This is a genomic window from Falsiroseomonas oleicola, from assembly GCF_019029495.1.
In the GTDB taxonomy this organism is placed as follows: domain Bacteria; phylum Pseudomonadota; class Alphaproteobacteria; order Acetobacterales; family Acetobacteraceae; genus Falsiroseomonas; species Falsiroseomonas oleicola.
In genome coordinates this window covers 948,783-964,885 of sequence record NZ_JAERQM010000001.1, presented here as the reverse complement: position 1 = coordinate 964,885, position 16,103 = coordinate 948,783, and the positions used below count along the sequence as shown (strand labels likewise).

Annotated in this window: 18 protein-coding genes; 8 read left to right on the top strand and 10 right to left on the bottom strand. The window is 70.3% G+C overall.

Annotated features, from left to right (window positions below):
• Positions 1-2: 2 nt before the first annotated feature.
• Genes dxs through JJQ90_RS04525 form a run of 3 tightly spaced genes read left to right on the top strand, consistent with a single transcriptional unit; the run spans position 3 to position 3,807 of the window.
• On the top strand, positions 3-1,925 hold the full coding sequence (gene dxs, locus JJQ90_RS04535) for a 1-deoxy-D-xylulose-5-phosphate synthase (protein ID WP_216873244.1): 1,923 nt from the start codon (positions 3-5) through the stop codon (positions 1,923-1,925).
• The gene (locus JJQ90_RS04530; RefSeq protein ID WP_216873243.1) at positions 1,925-3,061 is read left to right on the top strand and encodes a mandelate racemase/muconate lactonizing enzyme family protein; all 1,137 of its coding nucleotides are present in this window, start codon (positions 1,925-1,927) and stop codon (positions 3,059-3,061) included. The genes dxs and JJQ90_RS04530 overlap by 1 nt, the downstream gene beginning before the upstream one ends.
• A complete protein-coding gene (locus JJQ90_RS04525; RefSeq protein ID WP_230410334.1) occupies positions 3,061-3,807 on the top strand; it encodes a TlyA family RNA methyltransferase in 747 nt (248 codons plus the stop codon). The genes JJQ90_RS04530 and JJQ90_RS04525 overlap by 1 nt, the downstream gene beginning before the upstream one ends.
• A gap of 20 nt (positions 3,808-3,827) precedes the next feature.
• Here the strand turns inward: JJQ90_RS04525 and JJQ90_RS04520 are convergent, their stop codons facing one another.
• The 10 genes from JJQ90_RS04520 to JJQ90_RS04475 all read right to left on the bottom strand — a co-directional run bounded on the left by JJQ90_RS04520 (position 3,828) and on the right by JJQ90_RS04475 (position 11,938).
• Positions 3,828-3,983, bottom strand: coding sequence for a peptide chain release factor 1 (locus JJQ90_RS04520; protein WP_216873241.1), 156 nt, complete (start codon positions 3,981-3,983; stop codon positions 3,828-3,830).
• A 125-nt stretch (positions 3,984-4,108) separates the two neighbouring features.
• Positions 4,109-4,894: an ATP-binding cassette domain-containing protein gene (locus JJQ90_RS04515; RefSeq protein WP_216873240.1), complete on the bottom strand. Its 786-nt coding sequence runs from the start codon at positions 4,892-4,894 to the stop codon at positions 4,109-4,111.
• Between the two features lies 1 nt (position 4,895).
• Positions 4,896-5,849 (bottom strand): sugar ABC transporter substrate-binding protein, encoded by a 954-nt coding sequence (locus tag JJQ90_RS04510; protein ID WP_216873239.1) that lies wholly within the window; start codon positions 5,847-5,849, stop codon positions 4,896-4,898.
• Positions 5,850-5,851: 2 nt separating this feature from the next.
• Positions 5,852-6,817 (bottom strand): ABC transporter permease, encoded by a 966-nt coding sequence (locus JJQ90_RS04505; RefSeq protein ID WP_216873238.1) that lies wholly within the window; start codon positions 6,815-6,817, stop codon positions 5,852-5,854.
• A gap of 46 nt (positions 6,818-6,863) precedes the next feature.
• A complete protein-coding gene (locus JJQ90_RS04500) occupies positions 6,864-8,270 on the bottom strand; it encodes a xylulokinase (protein WP_216873237.1) in 1,407 nt (468 codons plus the stop codon).
• Between the two features lie 79 nt (positions 8,271-8,349).
• The gene (locus JJQ90_RS04495; protein WP_216873236.1) at positions 8,350-10,188 is read right to left on the bottom strand and encodes an ATP-binding protein; all 1,839 of its coding nucleotides are present in this window, start codon (positions 10,186-10,188) and stop codon (positions 8,350-8,352) included.
• 170 nt (positions 10,189-10,358) lie between these two features.
• A complete protein-coding gene (locus JJQ90_RS04490; RefSeq protein WP_216873235.1) occupies positions 10,359-10,721 on the bottom strand; it encodes a Rieske (2Fe-2S) protein in 363 nt (120 codons plus the stop codon).
• A complete protein-coding gene (locus tag JJQ90_RS04485) occupies positions 10,718-11,206 on the bottom strand; it encodes a GFA family protein (RefSeq protein WP_216873234.1) in 489 nt (162 codons plus the stop codon). Before JJQ90_RS04485 ends, JJQ90_RS04490 begins: the two co-directional genes overlap by 4 nt.
• A gap of 4 nt (positions 11,207-11,210) precedes the next feature.
• Positions 11,211-11,648, bottom strand: a complete 438-nt coding sequence (locus JJQ90_RS04480) for an EVE domain-containing protein (protein ID WP_216873233.1) — start codon at positions 11,646-11,648, stop codon at positions 11,211-11,213.
• Positions 11,648-11,938 carry a YciI family protein gene (locus JJQ90_RS04475; protein ID WP_216873232.1) on the bottom strand — a complete coding sequence of 97 codons (291 nt, stop codon included), beginning with the start codon at positions 11,936-11,938 and terminating at the stop codon, positions 11,648-11,650. The genes JJQ90_RS04480 and JJQ90_RS04475 overlap by 1 nt, the downstream gene beginning before the upstream one ends.
• A gap of 168 nt (positions 11,939-12,106) precedes the next feature.
• On the opposite strand from JJQ90_RS04475, the gene JJQ90_RS04470 reads away from it, so the two are divergent.
• The 5 genes from JJQ90_RS04470 to JJQ90_RS04450 are packed head-to-tail and all read left to right on the top strand — an operon-like array spanning position 12,107 to position 16,041.
• Entirely contained in the window at positions 12,107-12,841 is a 735-nt protein-coding gene (locus JJQ90_RS04470) for a heme ABC transporter permease (RefSeq protein WP_230410429.1), read from the top strand.
• Positions 12,842-12,852: 11 nt separating this feature from the next.
• A complete protein-coding gene (ccmD, locus tag JJQ90_RS04465) occupies positions 12,853-12,999 on the top strand; it encodes a heme exporter protein CcmD (protein ID WP_216873230.1) in 147 nt (48 codons plus the stop codon).
• Positions 12,996-13,511 carry a cytochrome c maturation protein CcmE gene (gene ccmE / locus JJQ90_RS04460; protein WP_216873229.1) on the top strand — a complete coding sequence of 172 codons (516 nt, stop codon included), beginning with the start codon at positions 12,996-12,998 and terminating at the stop codon, positions 13,509-13,511. The genes ccmD and ccmE overlap by 4 nt, the downstream gene beginning before the upstream one ends.
• Positions 13,508-15,481, top strand: coding sequence for a heme lyase CcmF/NrfE family subunit (locus JJQ90_RS04455; RefSeq protein WP_216873228.1), 1,974 nt, complete (start codon positions 13,508-13,510; stop codon positions 15,479-15,481). The genes ccmE and JJQ90_RS04455 overlap by 4 nt, the downstream gene beginning before the upstream one ends.
• Positions 15,478-16,041 carry a DsbE family thiol:disulfide interchange protein gene (locus JJQ90_RS04450; RefSeq protein WP_216873227.1) on the top strand — a complete coding sequence of 188 codons (564 nt, stop codon included), beginning with the start codon at positions 15,478-15,480 and terminating at the stop codon, positions 16,039-16,041. The genes JJQ90_RS04455 and JJQ90_RS04450 overlap by 4 nt, the downstream gene beginning before the upstream one ends.
• The last annotated feature ends 62 nt before the right edge of the window (positions 16,042-16,103 follow it).

The following is a 16,103-nucleotide window of genomic DNA, read 5'->3' as shown; positions in this document are numbered from 1 at the left end:
CCATGGCGCCCCCCGCGACCCCCCTGCTCGATCGCGTCCGAACCCCGGCCGATCTCCGCAACTATTCGGGGGAGCAGCTCAAGCAACTGGCGGAGGAACTGCGGGCGGAGACCATCGATGCCGTCAGCCAGACCGGCGGCCATCTGGGCGCCTCGCTGGGCGTGGTGGAGCTGACGGTCGCCGTGCATGCGGTGTTCGACACGCCGCGCGACCGGCTGATCTGGGATGTCGGCCACCAGGCCTATCCGCATAAGATCCTGACCGGCCGCCGCGACCGCATCCGCACGCTGCGGCAGGAGGGCGGGCTGTCCGGCTTCACCCGGCGGGCGGAAAGCGAATACGACCCGTTCGGCGCGGCGCATTCCTCCACGTCGATCTCCGCCGGCCTCGGCATGGCCATGGCGCGCGACCTGAAGGGCGATGACCGGCAGGTCATCGCCATCATCGGCGACGGGTCGATGTCCGCCGGCATGGCCTATGAGGCAATGAACAATGCCGGCGCGGCCAAGGCGCGGCTGATCGTCATCCTGAACGACAACGACATGTCGATCGCCCCGCCGGTGGGGGCGATGAGCGCCTATCTGTCCAAGGTCGTCTCCTCCAGGCCGTTTCTCTCGGTGCGGGAGATGATGGCCAAGCTGGCGCGGCGTTTCCCCCGCCCGCTGGAACGCACCGCCCGCCGGGCGGAGGAATTCGCCCGCGGCTTGTTGACCGGCGGCACGCTGTTCGAGGAGCTGGGCTTCTACTATGTCGGCCCGATCGACGGCCACGACCTGGACCATCTGTTGCCGGTGCTGCGCAATCTGCGCGATGCCGAGGATGCGCTGCCGATCCTGCTGCATGTCGTGACGCAGAAGGGCAAGGGCTACGCCCCCGCCGAGGCCAGCGCCGACAAGTATCACGGCGTCCAGAAGTTCAACGTCATCACCGGCGAACAGGCCAAGGCGCCCCCCGGCCCCCCCAGCTACACGAAAGTCTTCTCGAATGCCCTGATCGCGGAGGCGGAGGCGGATGAGCGGATCGTCTCCATCAATGCCGCGATGCCGGCCGGCACCGGGCTGGATGCCTTCGCGAAGAAATTCCCGAAGCGCTGCTTCGATGTGGGCATCGCCGAGCAGCATGCGGTGACCTGCGCGGCGGGCATGGCGACGGAGGGGCTGAAGCCCTTCGTGGCGATCTATTCCACCTTCCTCCAGCGCGCCTATGACCAAGTGGTGCATGACGTCGCGCTGCAATCCCTGCCGGTGCGCTTCGCCATGGACCGTGCCGGGCTGGTGGGGGCGGATGGCGCCACCCATGCCGGCAGCTTCGACATCGCCTATCTCGGCTGCCTGCCGAACATGGTGCTGATGGCCGCCGCCGATGAGGTCGAGCTGATGCATATGGTGGCCACCGCCGCCCAGATCGACGACCGCCCCAGCGCATTTCGCTACCCCCGCGGCGAGGGCCTCGGCCTGACCCTGCCGGCCCGCGGCACGCCGCTGGAGATCGGCCGCGGCCGGGTGCTGCGGGAGGGGACGGCGATCGCCATCCTGTCCTATGGCACCCGCCTGGCCGAATGCCAGAAGGCGGCGGACGAGTTGGCGGCGCAGGGCCTGAGCTGCACCGTCGCCGATGCCCGCTTCGCCAAGCCGCTGGACACCGGTCTGGTGGAACGCCTGGCGAAGAACCACGAGGTGCTCATCACCATCGAGGAAGGCTCGGTCGGCGGCTTCGGCGGCCTGGTGGCGCATCACCTGCTGTGGAAGGGGCTGCTGGACGGGCAGACGAAATTCCGGCCGATGGTGCTGCCCGACAGCTTCATCGACCATGCCGCGCCGAAGGTGCAGTACGACCAGGCCGGGCTGAATGCCCGGCACATCGTCGCCACCGCGCGCGCGGCGCTCGGCATGGCGGAGGCCAAGGCCCAGCCGGCGCGCGCCTGATGCGTGCGACGAGGATCCGCTCGGTCACGCCGCATGTGCTGATGGCGGATCTGGCGGAGCCCTTCGCCTATTCCCAGGCCTGGTACCGCCGCCGCGGCGCCATGCTGGTGGAGGTGGTGACGGAGGATGGCATCGTGGGCTGGGGCGAGGCCTTCGGCCCGCCGGAACTGACCGCGCCGATCTGCGCCTGGCTCGCCCCGCTGCTGATCGGCCAGGATGCCCTGGCGCGGGAGGCGCTGTGGCAGGCGATGTACAACCGGCTGCGCGACCATGGCCAGCGCGGGCTGGTGATCGAGGCGATCAGCGCGCTCGACATCGCATTGTGGGACATCGCCGGCCAGGCTTTTGGCGTGCCCGTCCACAAGCTGCTCGGCGGCCCGCTCCGGACGGAGGTGCAGGCCTATGCCACCGGCTTCTACCGCCGCGAACGCGCCGACCATCTGCGCTACCTGACGGAGGAGGCCGAGGATCGGTTGGAGGAGGGCTTCTCCATCCTCAAGCTGAAGACCGGCTGGGGCCTGGCGGAGGACATCGCCTTGACCCGCGACTTTCGCCACGCCATCGGGCCCAATATCGGGCTGCTGGTGGATTGCAACCATGCCTATGACGTGCCGGCCGCCATCGCCTATGGTCGCGCCGTGGCCGAATGCGACATCGGCTGGTTCGAGGAGCCGGTGCAGCCGGAGGACCTCGATGGCTATCTGGAGGTGAAGCGCGGCCAGCCGATCCCCGTGGCCGGCGGCGAGGCCAGCTTCACCCGCTGGGGCTTCCGGGACATGATCACCCGGCGCGTGGCGGATATCCTGCAACCGGACGTCGCCGCCTGTGGCGGCATATCGGAGTTGAAGAAGATCGCCGACATGGCCAATGCCTTCGGGGTCCGCATCAACCCGCATGTCTGGGGCACCGGCGTGGCCCTGGCCGCGTCCCTGCACCTTCTGGCGGTGATCCCGGACAATCCCCCCGGCCTGTTCCCCCGCCCACCGCTGCTGGAGCTGGACCGCTCGCCGCATCCGGTGCGGGACGCGCTGCTGGCGGAACCGATCGGCTTCGCGGGCGGCGTGGTGCGGGTGCCGCAGGGGCCGGGGCTGGGCATCACCGTGGATCGCGCCGCGCTGACGCGTTTCGCCGCCTGATGGCCGCCATTCCGAAGCAGCGGGCGGACCAGGCGCTGGTCGATCGGGGCCTGGTCGAGACCCGCACCAGGGCCCAGGCGCTGATCCTGGCCGGCAAGGTCTTCTCCGACACCGCCCGCATCGCCAAGGCCGGCGACATGGTGAAGCCGGACCAGCCGCTGGAGGTGCGCGGCCAGGACCATCCCTGGGTGTCGCGCGGCGGGGTGAAGCTGGCCCACGCCATCGCGCATTTCGGGCTGAAGGCGCAGGGGATCACGGCGCTGGATGTGGGGTCTTCCACCGGCGGCTTCACCGATGTGCTGCTGCATCACGGTGCGGCGAAGGTCTATGCGGTGGATGTGGGCCATGGGCAGCTCGCCTGGAAGCTGCGCAACGATCCGCGGGTGGTGGTGATGGAGCGGACCAATGCCCGCTACCTCGATTCCACCATGATCCCGGAGGCGCCGGCGGCGGTGGTCTGCGACGCCAGCTTCATCGGCCTGCGCACGGTACTGCCTTCGGCCCTGGGCCTGGTTTCGCCGGGCGGCTGGGCTGTGGCACTGATAAAGCCGCAATTCGAGGTGGGGCCGAATGTCGCCAAGGGTGGTGTGGTGCGCGATGCCCGGGTGCATGACAGCGTCTGCGCCGGCATTCGCCACTGGTGGTCGGAACTGCCGGGCTGGAAGGTGCTGGGGGTGGAGGCGAGCCCACTGCTCGGCCCGGAGGGCAACAGGGAATTCCTGATCGCGGCGCGACGCGAAGGATAGGGGTGGTCAGGCGGGGCGTTTCAAGCGGGGCGGGGCGCGCTTCCCCCATTGCCCACAGCCTGCCGGCTGATCTCCGCCAGCAGCGCCCAGACCTTGTGCGGGTCCATGCGCGTCTCCGGATCGTTCAGCAGGCGATCGAGTTCCGCCATCTTCTGGTCCAGCTCACGCTCGGTCATCGGGTCGGCATCCTGCGGGTGGCTGCTCGCGTCTCGCACCGCAGCATCATGCGCAGGAACGCGCGACATGAGAGATGGGTTGCTTAACGCCAGTGCATCACGTGTGCGCGATGAATGATACGAAGCTAGATTAATCTATTTTTAAGAAACGGGTCCAGCGGAATCCCTGATGCCGCGCCACGGATGATGATTTGGGCGAGTTCCGCCGCTTCCAGCGTGCCGCTGGAATCCTGCACAGGCCGGTCGGCCACCTTCCGCCCACCCTTCAGGACAACCACGCGTTGTGCCACGGCGACCACATCGCCCATGGCGTGGCTCACCAGGATCACGGTGCGTCCCTCCGCGTGCAGGCGGCGGATCAGGTCCAGCACCTGCGCCGTCTCCTTGACCCCCAGCGCCGCCGTGGGTTCGTCCATGATGATGATGCGCGCATCCCAGCGCAGCGCCCGGCAGATGGCGACCGCCTGGCGCTGCCCGCCCGAGAGGCGCTCCACCGGCGTGTCCATATCGGCGATGGTCACGGCCAGCCGCGCCAGGTAGCCCCGGCTGGCCTCCGCCATGCGCCGCTTGTCGAGCAGGCCGAAAGGCGGCCGCGTCAGCTCCGACCCCAGGAACACGTTCTGCCAGATGGACAGGCGCGGGGCGACGGCCAGGTCCTGGTAGATGGTGGCGACGCCGCGCCGCAGCGCGTCCTGCGGCCCGCGGAAGCGGGTGGCGTCGCCGTCCAGCGTCAGCGTCCCCTCGCTCGGCGCCTGGGCGCCGGAGAGGATCTTCACCAGGCTGGACTTGCCCGCGCCATTGTCGCCGCAGAGCGCCAGCACCTCGCCCTCCGTCACATCGAGGTCGATGCCCGTCAGCGCCTGCACGGCGCCGTAGCGCATGCCGATGCCGCGGAGCGCCAGCAGCGCCATGTCAGAGGAAGCGCTGCACGTTGTTGCCATCCACCAGCACGGAATCGAGGAACAGGTAGGGGCCGGACGCCATGGCGCCCTTCGGTTCGCCCTTCAGCACGATGCGGTCCACCGCCTCCACCGCCTTGTTGCCCATCTCCTCGAAGGGGATGGTGACGGTGGCCATCAGCGTGCTCTCGGGGTCGGCGATGCGGCGATAGGTCTCGGCGCCGCCGTCGATGGAGACGAACTTCACCTGCCCCTTCTTCACGCCACGCGCCTGAAGCAGGTCGTCGATGACGAAGGCCTGGCCGTCGAAGCTGGCCCAGATGCCCTGGGTATTCGCCGCATGCCGCAGCAGAAGTCCGGAAAAACCCTGGCGGACGTCGTCGCGCCAGGAGGCGGTGCGCGCCATGGTATGGGTGGCGAGCACGCGCACGCCGGTATTCTCGGACAGAACGGCGTCCAGCACCTTGCCGCGGATGCGGGTGCCGACGTTGCCCTCGAAGCGCTGGGTCAGGATATTGCCCTGGTAGCCCAGCTCCCCCAGCAGCCAGAGCGCCGCATCGGCGCCCACCTTGTATTCGTTCACCTGGATGTCGAAGACCGTGTGCGGGGAGGCGCCGGCCATGATGGTGATGATGGGGATGCCGGCGGCCTTGGCGCGCTGGAACTGCGCCTCCGCCTCCACCGGCTTGCCCATGGCGACGATGATGGCCTTGGGGCGGCGCTGGATCAGCGTGTCGAGCTGTTCGGCGTGGCGGGGCAGGGCGCCCTCGCTGTTCAGCACCGTCGCCGTCCAGCCCTTGGCGCGGGCGGCGGTGGCGGCGGCATTGGCGGCGCGGGCATGGGTCTCGCTGCTCATCTGGAAGCCGACGATGGCGATATCCGTGCCCGCTTGGGCCTGGGCCAAGGCGGGTGCTGCGAGAAGGCCGGCGCCGGCCAGCAATACGCCGCGGCGAGTGGTTTCGGTCATGGTCATTTCCCCGTCCGGAAATTCAGCTTCTTCACGAAGGGCGCGCGGCCCATGCCGGCGGCCGAGAGGGCCACGGAGGCGAGGATGATCGCGCCCAGCACGATGTCCTGCCAGTAGTATTCGGCGCCCAGCAGCACCAGCCCATTGCCCAGCACCTTCAGCGTCAGCGCCGCGAAGATCGTGCCCGGGATGTTCGGGCGCCCCGGCTCGAACATGCACATGCCCAGCAGCACGGCTGCGATGGCATAGAGGAAATGGTCATTGGCCATGCCCGGTGCGGCGGAGGAGAGGGACGATGCCAGCAGCACCGCCGTCAGCCCGGCGCAGGCACCGGCCAGCGTCAGCGCCAGGCGCTTCATGGACAGGGTGCGGATGCCGGCCAGCCGCGCGGCCTCGTCCGCTTCGCCTGTGGCCACCAGATGCGCGCCGAGGCGGGTCCATTTCACCAGCACCCAGGCGGCCAGCCCGACGCCGCCCAGCCACCAGACCAGGTTGGGCAGGCCCATCGTGCTGCCCCGCGCCAGCCCGGTGAAGCTGCTCGGCCAGCGGCCGACGAAGGCGACGCCCTGGGTCAGCATGAAGCCGAGCCCCTTGGCGATGGCCGCCGTGCCCAGCGTCGCGATCAGCGACGGCACCCGCAGCACCGTCACGGCGATGCCATTCGCCGCGCCGCAGGCGGTGCCCACCGCCAGCCCGGCGCAGATCGCGACCCAGGGCGCCTGCCCGCCATGCACCAGCGCCCCGGTCACCACGGCGGCCAGCGAGGCGACCTCCGCCACCGACAGGTCGATCTCCGCCGTGGTCAGCGCCAGGGTGAAGCCGATCGCCAAAATGCCGAGGAAGGCGGTTTCCTTGAACACCACGGCCATGTTGCCGGCGGTGAGGAAGACCGGGGAGGCGAGGGCGAAGCCGGCGAAGACCAGCAGCCCCGCAATCGCCGCGCCATAGCGTGTGAGAAAGCCTGACATCCCGCCCCCGTTGATCGCCGTCATCCTCGGCGGTGCGCCGGCCGCGTCAAGCCAGCAGGCGGGAGATCGGCGCCACCGCCGCCTCCGCCGCCTGGAAAGTGGCGTGCAGCCGCGCGGCCATGGCGTGCCGCGCCGGGTCCGGCTGGAAGCGGGCGGCGGGCCGGGCGAGGCGGTCCTGCATCGCCGCCAGGCTCACGCCTTCCAGCGCTGCGAAGGCAACGATGGCGGCGCCGAGCAGGCCGGGCTCGGCGGTGGCGGGCAGCAGCACCTCCCGCCCCAGGACGTCGGCGCGGATCTGCGCCCAGCCCGGCGTGGCGCCGCCGCCGCCGAGGCGCAGCGCGCTGGCCTGGCGGCCGGCTGCCGCCTCCGCCCGCAGCAGCACCGTGCGGTTGTTGAAGGCGATGCCTTGCATCACCGCGCGCGCCAGGTCGGCCGCCGAATGGTCGCGGCGCAGTCCCAAAAAGGCGCCGCGCAGCTCGGGGTCCCAATGCGGCACGCGTTCCCCGGCCAGGGTCGGCAGGAACAGCAGCGGGATGGGGTCGCCCGGCGGCGGATCGCCGCGCCCGACCTCCACGCCCAGCCCGGCCAGCCAGGCCAAGGCATCGGCGCCATGCTGGCTCGGCCCGCCGATCTGGAACAGCCCGTCCCAATCCACCGTCAGCAGGCCGGGGGCGGTGGCGGGGGCATGATGCAGCAAGCCCAGCACCTCCGTGGTGCCGGAGATGCAATAGGCCTCGCCGTCCCGCAGCGCGCCGAGCCCGGCCACGGCGGCCCAGGTGTCGTTCGCCATGGCCAGCACCGGCACCGGGCCGAGCCCATCGATGGCGCCCGGTTGGACATGGCCGAGGATGTCCGTTGGCCGCAGCAGCGGCGGCAGCAGGGATTCCGGCAGGCCGATGCCGGGCAGCAGCGACGCGGCGGCGGCCAGCCGCGCGGAGGACACCCGGTCCGAGGCGATCCGCCCGGTCAGCCGGGCATTCAGAAAATCCTTCGGCTCCAGCACCGCGACGCTGCGCGCCAGGGCCGCCGGATCGGCCTCCCGCAGCCAGGCGAGGCGGGCCAGGGGATGGAAGGCGTTGATCTGCGGCGCCTCCGCATGCCCCTCCGGCAGCCCCGCCTGCAGCCCGGGCACGGCCTCGGCAGCGCGGGCATCGGTGAACAGCAGGGCCGGGCGGGTCGGCGCGCCGGCCGCATCCACCAGCACCAGGCTGCGGGTGAAGGCACTGATCGCCACGGCGGCAATGCCGGCGAAATCCGCCGGGGCATCGCGGCGCAACGCGGCGGCGCCATCGCGCAGCCCCTGCCACCAGGCTTCCGCATCGGCCTCCCGACCCAGGCTGTGGCGGGTGGCCTGAAGCGCCAGGACGGCGCCATCCGGGCCGATCAGGGCGCAGCGCAGGCTCGACCCGCCGAGATCGACGGCGAGGATGCAGGGAGGAGGGACGGGTGCCATGGCGGCGGACCATCCGCCGCGGCGCCGCATCCGGCAAGGGGACCGGCGCGGTGCCGCCGCGCGCGATCCCGCGCCTGTTTCAACGGCCGCAGCCGCGCCCGCGCCCCGCTTGCGCCACGGCGGCGAGCAGCGCATGGCGTTCGACGGGCTTCGCCAGATGGCCGTCGAAGCCCGCTTGCAGCATGGCCTGCACCTGTTCCGGCAGCGCATCCGCGGTCAGCGCGAGGATCGGCAGGTTGGCGGCGGGGCCGGGCATGGCGCGAATCCGGCGCACCGTGCCGCTGCCATCCAGCTCCGGCATCTGCTCGTCCATCAGGATCACATCCGGCAGTGGCCCCTGTTCCAGCAGGTCGAGCGCCGCCAGTCCGCTCGCCGCTTCGATCACCTGATGCCCGGCCGGGCCGAGCAGCGCCGCGGCGACGAAGCGGTTGGCGGCGATGTCGTCCACCACCAGGATGCGCAGGCCCCGCTGCACGGATGCGGCGGATGGCGCCGTCGCCGCATCCCGCCGCACCGCGACTTCCGCCGCCGAGGTGGCGGGCAGGGGCAGGGACAGGGTGAAGCAACTGCCGCGCCCCTGTGGCCCATCGGCATGGGTCAACTCACCCCCCATGGCGCGCGCCAGGGCGGCGCTGATGGCCAGCCCCAACCCGCTGCCGCTGCGGGAGTCGTCCTCCGTGGCCTGGGAGAATTCCTCGAACAGGCGCGGCCGCAGCGCCGGCGGCACGCCGCTGCCGGTGTCGATCACCTCGAAGCCGGTGGCCTCGCCCCGGGGCGCCACGCGCAGCGTCACCGTGCCGCCGGGCGGCGTGAAGCGGATGGCGTTGGCCAGCAGGTTCATCAGGATCTGCCGCAGGCGCAGCCCATCGGCCAGCACCGCCACCGGCACCGCCGGATCCAGGCGCAAGGCCAGCGTCACCTGCCGGGTGGCGGCCGCTTCCCCGACCAATGCGACGGTGTCCCGCAGGAAGGTGCCGAGCCGCAGCGGTCGGGGCACGGCGACGAAGCGCCCGGCCTCGATCCGGGAGATGTCGAGCACGTCGTTGACGATGGCCAGCAGATGGCGGCCGGCCTGTTCCAGCGTGTCGGCCTGGCGTCTCTGTTCCCGCCCCAGGCTGGCATCATGCGCCAGCGCCTGCGCCAGCCCGAGCACGCCGTTCAACGAGGTGCGCAGCTCATGGCTCATCCGCGACAGGAAGCGGGTCTTGGCCAGGTTGGCGCGGTTGGCGGCATCGCGCGCCGCGGCCAGGGCAGTGGTGGAGCGCGCCTGCGCCTTTTCCTTGGTCAGGGCGACCAGCAGCAGCGTGGTGCCGGCCAGGAAGACAACGTTCAGCACGACCAGCGCGCCGAACATGAAGCCCTGCGGCAATTGGTTGCCGATCGGCCGTGGCGCGAAGATCAGGCTGATGGCCGCGATGGCCAGGTAGGTGACGGTCACGGCGATCAGCAGCGTGATGAGCAGGGAGCGCGTGGGCAGGGGCCGTTCCCGCTGGCCCCGGGCGAATTCCAGCACCGCCAGGCCATTATATCCCACCAGCACCGCCCCCATCAGCGCGACGCGCAGGTCGATATTGCCATGGAAGGCCGGAATCCGGTTGGCAACCAGCCAGACCGCCGCGCCCAGCAGGCTCGCCCAGAGGATCGGCCGCCGCCCCTCGAACTGGCGCGCCCCGACCCAATGCAACCCATAGGCGATGCAGATCAGCATATTGGCCAGGTCGATCGTCAGCCAATCCGCCGCCAGGCCCCGCAGGCTGAGCAGCACAGTGCCACCCGCGCCGAACAGACGCGCCAGACCCCAGCTCGCCAGCGCGACTTCCCCGCGATCGCGGGTCCAGAGCCAAAGGGTCGCGAAGCCGAGGAAGCCGCCCAGGATCGCGGAGAAGACGAAGACCGTCGGCAGGTGGATGTCAGGCAAAACTCGGTTCCGCCCCTGGGAGACAGGGCGCCTCGTGCATGTTGCCCGGTCGTATAGCGCCAGGACCGAGGGGTGCTCAACCGATGGTTGTCGGTGCCGCTCCTTTGCCTAGCGCCGGCTGCATCGCATGGGCAACGGTCCTGGTCGCGCCAGCCCGGATCGGCCCGCGCCTATAGTCCCGCCTCGGCCGGCACGATCACCTGCCCCGCGGCATCCAGCCGCGCCGGCACCGCCTCCAGGCTCTCGCCATAGCAGGGGCCGGAGGTGCATTCGCCGTCCTCGATCCGGAAGCGCGCGCCATGGGCGGCGCAGATGATGGCGCTGCGCTTGGCGTCCAGGAAGCGGTGCGGCGCCGGGTCCAGCGGCAGTCCGACGTGCGGGCAGGAATTCACATAGACGAAGACCTGCTCGCCGCGCCGCACCGCGAACAGCCCGGTGAAGGCGCCAACGGCCGGGCTGAATCCGCGGCTTTCGCCATCGGGGATATCCGCCAGCCGGCACAGCACCCGTTCATCCGCCGCGACCTCGCTCATCGCTTCTCCAGTCCCAGCCGCGCATGCCAGTCGGCGATGCTTTCCTTCGGGAAATCCTTGTGGCGCCGGTCGCCTTCCGCGAAGCAGGGCTCCACCCAGTTCGCCTTGGAGCCGAGCAGCAGGTGGGTGTGTTCCGGCGGCACCGGCAGCTTGGTATCAATGGCCGAGGCGAAGGGATGCACCAGCTCCGGCCAGCGCGGGTCGAACAGCCAGAGCGCGCTGCCGCATTCGCCGCAGAAATGCCGCTGGCCGGGGCTCTTCCGGGCACGTTGGCCCGGTTCGCGCAGCCGGGCCTGATAGACCTTCAGGTGCTTTGCGCCCCGCACCTTCAGCGTCGCCGCATCGCCGGACAGGTTGATGGCATAGCCGCCACCCCCCTGGGTCTTGCGGCAGATGGAGCAGTAGCAGCGCTGATAGGGGTAGGGATGCGCGCTTTCCAGCCGGAAACGGACCTTCTGGCAGTGACAGGACCCCTCCAGCCGCATCGCGCTACTTCCCCTTCCAGCCGCCGAGCTTGCAGAGCTTCTTCCAGTGTTCCGCCGAGACCGGCATGACCGAAAGCCGCGACATCCGCACCAGCGCCAGTTCGGAAAAGTCCGGATCGGCCTTGATCTCGGCCAGCGTCACCGGCTTCGGCATCGGCCCCACCGCCTTCATGTCGACGCAGAGCCAGGCACCCTTGGTGTCCGGCTCCACGCTGGGATCGGGATAGGCCTCCTTCGCCACCTCCACCACGCCGACAATCTCCTTGCCGATGTTGGAGTGGTAGAAGAAGGCCAGGTCGCCCTTCTTCATGGCGGCGAGGTTCGCCTTGGCCATGTGGTTGCGCACCCCGGTCCAGGGCTCGACGCCGTTCGCCACCTGCTGGTCCCAGGAAAAGGCGTCCGGCTCCGACTTCACCAGCCAGTACTGGCGCGCGGGTGCCATCACACCATTGCCCCGTCCTTGAACACCATGCGGAAGGGGCGGATCGTCACCGTCTCGAACAGCCCGGCCTTGGCATAGGGGTCGCCGGCGGCCAGGGCCTCGGCCTCCGCCTGGTCGGCCGCTTCCACCACCAGCAGGCTGCCGCAGGGCTTGCCCTCGGCGTCCAGCACCGGGCCGACCACCACGAAGCCGGCCATCTTGGACTTCAGGTATTCCAGATGCGTCGGCCGGGTGGCCATGCGCAGTTCCAGGGAATTCGGCTTGTCGGTGCAGCTGATGGCGAACAGCATGGAGTCTCTCCCGGCCAGGATCGGCAGAAAGGACGTAACGCCCTCCGGCTTCGGCTTCAATCCGGCGCGAAGCCGCCCTAGTGTAGGGATGTGGACGCCAGAACCCTGACACCGCCCGCCAAGACGGGCCCGCAAACCGCGCAAACCAGCCCCACCGGGGCGCGGTCCCTGCATCGCTTCGCCAATCCCGGGCGCTTCCTGCGGATGACGGGGCGGATCATGCCCTGGCTCTGGGCGGTGGCGCTGGGCGTCACCGCCTGGGGCACGATCTGGGCGCTGGGCTTCGCGCCGGCGGATTGGCAGCAGGGCGAAACGGTCCGGATCATGTTCGTGCATGTGCCGATGGCCTGGCTGGCCATGGGCGGCTATCTCGGCCTGGGCATCCTGTCGCTGATGTCGCTGATCTGGCGACACCCGCTGGCCGATCTGGCGGCGCGGGAGCTGGCGCCGGTCGGCGCCGCCGTCACCGCGCTGTGCCTGGCCACCGGCAGCCTCTGGGGCAAGCCGATGTGGGGCACCTGGTGGGTCTGGGATGCGCGGCTGACCAGCGTGCTGGTGCTGTTCTTCCTCTGGCTCGGCCATGCCGCTTTGGTGCGGGCCTTCGACGAGGCGGATCGCGGGGCGCGGGCCGGCGCCATCCTGGCCCTGGTCGGGCTGGTGAACCTGCCGGTGGTGAAGTTCTCGGTCGATTGGTGGAACACGCTGCACCAGCCGGCCAGCGTCACCCGGCTGGACGCGCCGGGCATGCATGTCTCCATGCTGTATCCGCTGCTGGTCTGCGCCATCGGCTTTTCGCTGCTCTTCGGCGCGGTGGTGCTGGCGCGGACGCGGGCCGCGGTGATGGAACGCCGCATCCGGGCGCTGGAGACGGCCCGCGCCCGCCGTGCCGATGTGCCAGCCTAGGGGCTTGATCCATGACAATGCATTGGACCCATATCGCCCTATCCTGGGGCGGCACCCTGGCGGTTTTCGCGGCGCTCGCCATTTCGGCGGTGCTCCGCCAGCGTCAGGCGGTGGCCAAGCTGAAGCGCCTCGATCCCCGGGGTGAGAGGGAGACATGACCCGCAAGCGCCGGCGCCTCTGGATCCTGTTGCTCTGCGCCATCGGGGTGGGCAGCGCCACGGCGCTGACCCTGACGGCCTTCCAGGACAATATCGTCTTCTTCCGCTCCCCCTCCGACATCATGGCGGAACGGCCGGCGCCCGAGCGCAGCTTTCGGCTCGGCGGGCTGGTCGAGGCCGGCAGCGTGGTGCGGGAGGAGGGGCGAACCGGGGAACGCCCCACCGTGCGGTTTCGGGTGACCGACGGCGCCCATGCCGTGCCGGTGACCTATCAGGGCGTGTTGCCGGACCTGTTCCGCGAAGGGCAGGGCGTGGTCACCGCCGGCCGCTACGGGCTGGACGGCCAGTTCCGCGCGACGGAGGTGCTGGCCCGGCATGACGAGACCTATATGCCGCCGGAGGTTGCGGATGCGCTGAAGCGCGCCGGCCATTGGCAGCCTGAACAGGGCACGCCGCCGCCGGCCGCCACCTGGAACACCCTGCAACCCACGCGCACGGGCAGCGGCTCATGATCGCGGAGCTTGGTCATTTCGCCCTGGCGCTCGCCCTGGTGCTGGCGCTGGCCCAGTCCATCCTGCCGCTGCTGGGCGCGGAGCTGCGCAATGGCCGGATGATGGCCACGGGCGCGCCGCTGGCGCTCGGCCAGTGCCTGGCCATCGCGGCGGCCTTCGGCTGCCTGATGTATTCCTACGCCATCAACGACACGACGGTGACGAATGTCGTGCAGAACAGCCATTCGGCCAAGCCGATGCTGTACAAGATCACCGGCACCTGGGGGAATCACGAGGGGTCGCTGATCCTCTGGATCATGATTTTGGGATTCTGTGGCGCCGCCGTCTCGGCCTTTGGGCGGGAACTTCCCACGGCGCTGCGGGCGCGGGTACTGGGTGTCCTGGGCCTCATTTCGCTCGGATTCCTCGCCTTCACCATTCGGACGTCCAATCCCTTCGAACGGGTCTGGCCGCCGGCGCCGGATGGGCAGGGGCTGAACCCGATTCTGCAGGATATCGGCCTCGCGCTGCATCCGCCGCTGCTCTACCTCGGCTATGTCGGCTACGCCGTCACCTTCGCCTTCGCCATCGCCGCCCTGATCGAGGGCCGAGTGGACGCCGCCTGGGGCCGCTGGGTGCGGCCCTGGTCGCTGGCGGCCTGGAGCTTCCTGACGCTCGGCATCGCCCTCGGATCCTGGTGGGCCTATTACGAGCTCGGCTGGGGCGGCTACTGGTTCTGGGACCCGGTCGAGAACGCCTCGCTGCTGCCCTGGCTGATCGGCACCGCGCTGCTGCACTCCGCCATCGTGGTGGAGAAGCGGGAGGCGTTGAAGACCTGGACCATCCTGCTGGCGATCATCGCCTTCGGCATGTCTCTGCTGGGCACCTTCCTGGTGCGCTCGGGGGTGCTGAATTCCGTGCACTCCTTCGCCAATGACCCGGAGCGCGGGCTTTTCATTCTTGGCCTGCTGATGTTCTACTTGGCCGGCGCCTTCCTGCTCTTCGCCTTCCGGGCGCGCGCCATGATCCCCACGGGGATCTTCGCGCCGGTCTCGCGCGAAGGCGCGATCGTGCTGAACAACCTGCTGGTCTGCTCGATCACGGCCGTCGTCTTCGTCGGCACGCTGTGGCCGCTGTTCGCGGATGCGTTGTTCGGCAGCAAGGTCTCGGTGGGACCGCCCTTCTTCAATTCGGCCAGCTTCCCGCTGGTGGTGCCGCTGCTGCTGGCCATGGCGGCGGGGCCGCTGATGCCCTGGAAGCGGGCGCAGCTCGTGCCCGTCGTAATGAAGCTGTGGTGGGTGGCGGTGATCGGCTTTGCCGCGTTCTTCGTGGCGCTGCTGGCCTCCGGCCAGAAGGTTCTGCCGGCGGTGGGCTTCGCCTTCGCAGCCTGGGTTGTGGGCGCGGCCTTCGCCGACATCGCCGACCGCACGGCGCTGTTCCGGACCAACCTGGGCAACGCCTGGAACCGTGCCAAGGGCCTGCCGCGCGCGGCCTGGGGGGCGGCCATTGCCCATGCCGGCATCGGCATCACCGCCGCCGGCATCGCCGGGATGGGGCTGGCGCAGGAACGCCTCGCCTCCATGGCGCCGGGCGAATCCGTGACGCTGGCCGGCTATGAATGGCGGCTGGACGCGGTGCGGGACGAGGTCGGCCCGAACTGGACCGCCCGCCGCGCCCAGATCACCCTGCTGCGCGATGGGGCGGAGGTGCGCGTGATGCGCCCGGCCCGCCGCTACTTCCCCGTCGCCCGCATGCACACCACGGAGGTCGCGATCCATACCAACCTGATCGCCGACCTCTACGCCGTGGTGGGGGAGGAGGAGGCCGCGACCGGCCGCGCCGTGATCCGTCTGCACTACAACCTTCTGGCGCCCTGGATCTGGCTGGGCGCCGCCATCATGGCGCTGGGGGCGGCGCTGTCGCTGGCCGACCGGCGGGTGCGGGTTTCCGCCCCCAACCGCGCCGCGGCGCGCGCGGCGGCGCCGGCATGACGCCACTCGCCCGACGCCTGCTGCTGACCACACCCTTCGTCGCCGCGGCGGTGGGAGGCGTGGGCTTCTACACGGCGCTGCAACGCCAGCGCACGGGTGTCTACAACCCGCGCGGCGTGCCCTCCGCCCTCATCGGCCAGCCGCCGCCCGATTTCGTCCTGCCCGAACTGCCGGAGAGCGGCGTGGCCAGCTTCGGCGGCGCCGATCTTCGGGCCCTCGGCCGGCCGGTGCTGGTGAATTTCTGGGCGAGCTGGTGCGTGCCCTGCATCATCGAGCATCCGCAGTTGATGAAACTGTCCCGCGAGGGCGTGCCGGTGTTCGGCATCGCCTATAAGGACAAGGCGCCCGACAGCCTCCAGTTCATCCGCCGCCACGGCAACCCGTTCCACCGCCTGGCGCAGGACGTGCCGGGCCGGGTCGCCATCGACTGGGGCGTCTATGGGGTGCCGGAGAGCTACCTGCTCGACGCCCAGGGCGTGATCCGCTGGCGCTATGCCGGCCCCATCACCGACGAGGTGCTGGAGCAGGACCTGCGCATACTCCTTCGTCGATATGCTTAAATCAGACCCTCAAGCGGCGGGCGGCGGCTCCGCCGCCTGGCCTGCGCGCCCTGCACTGGCCG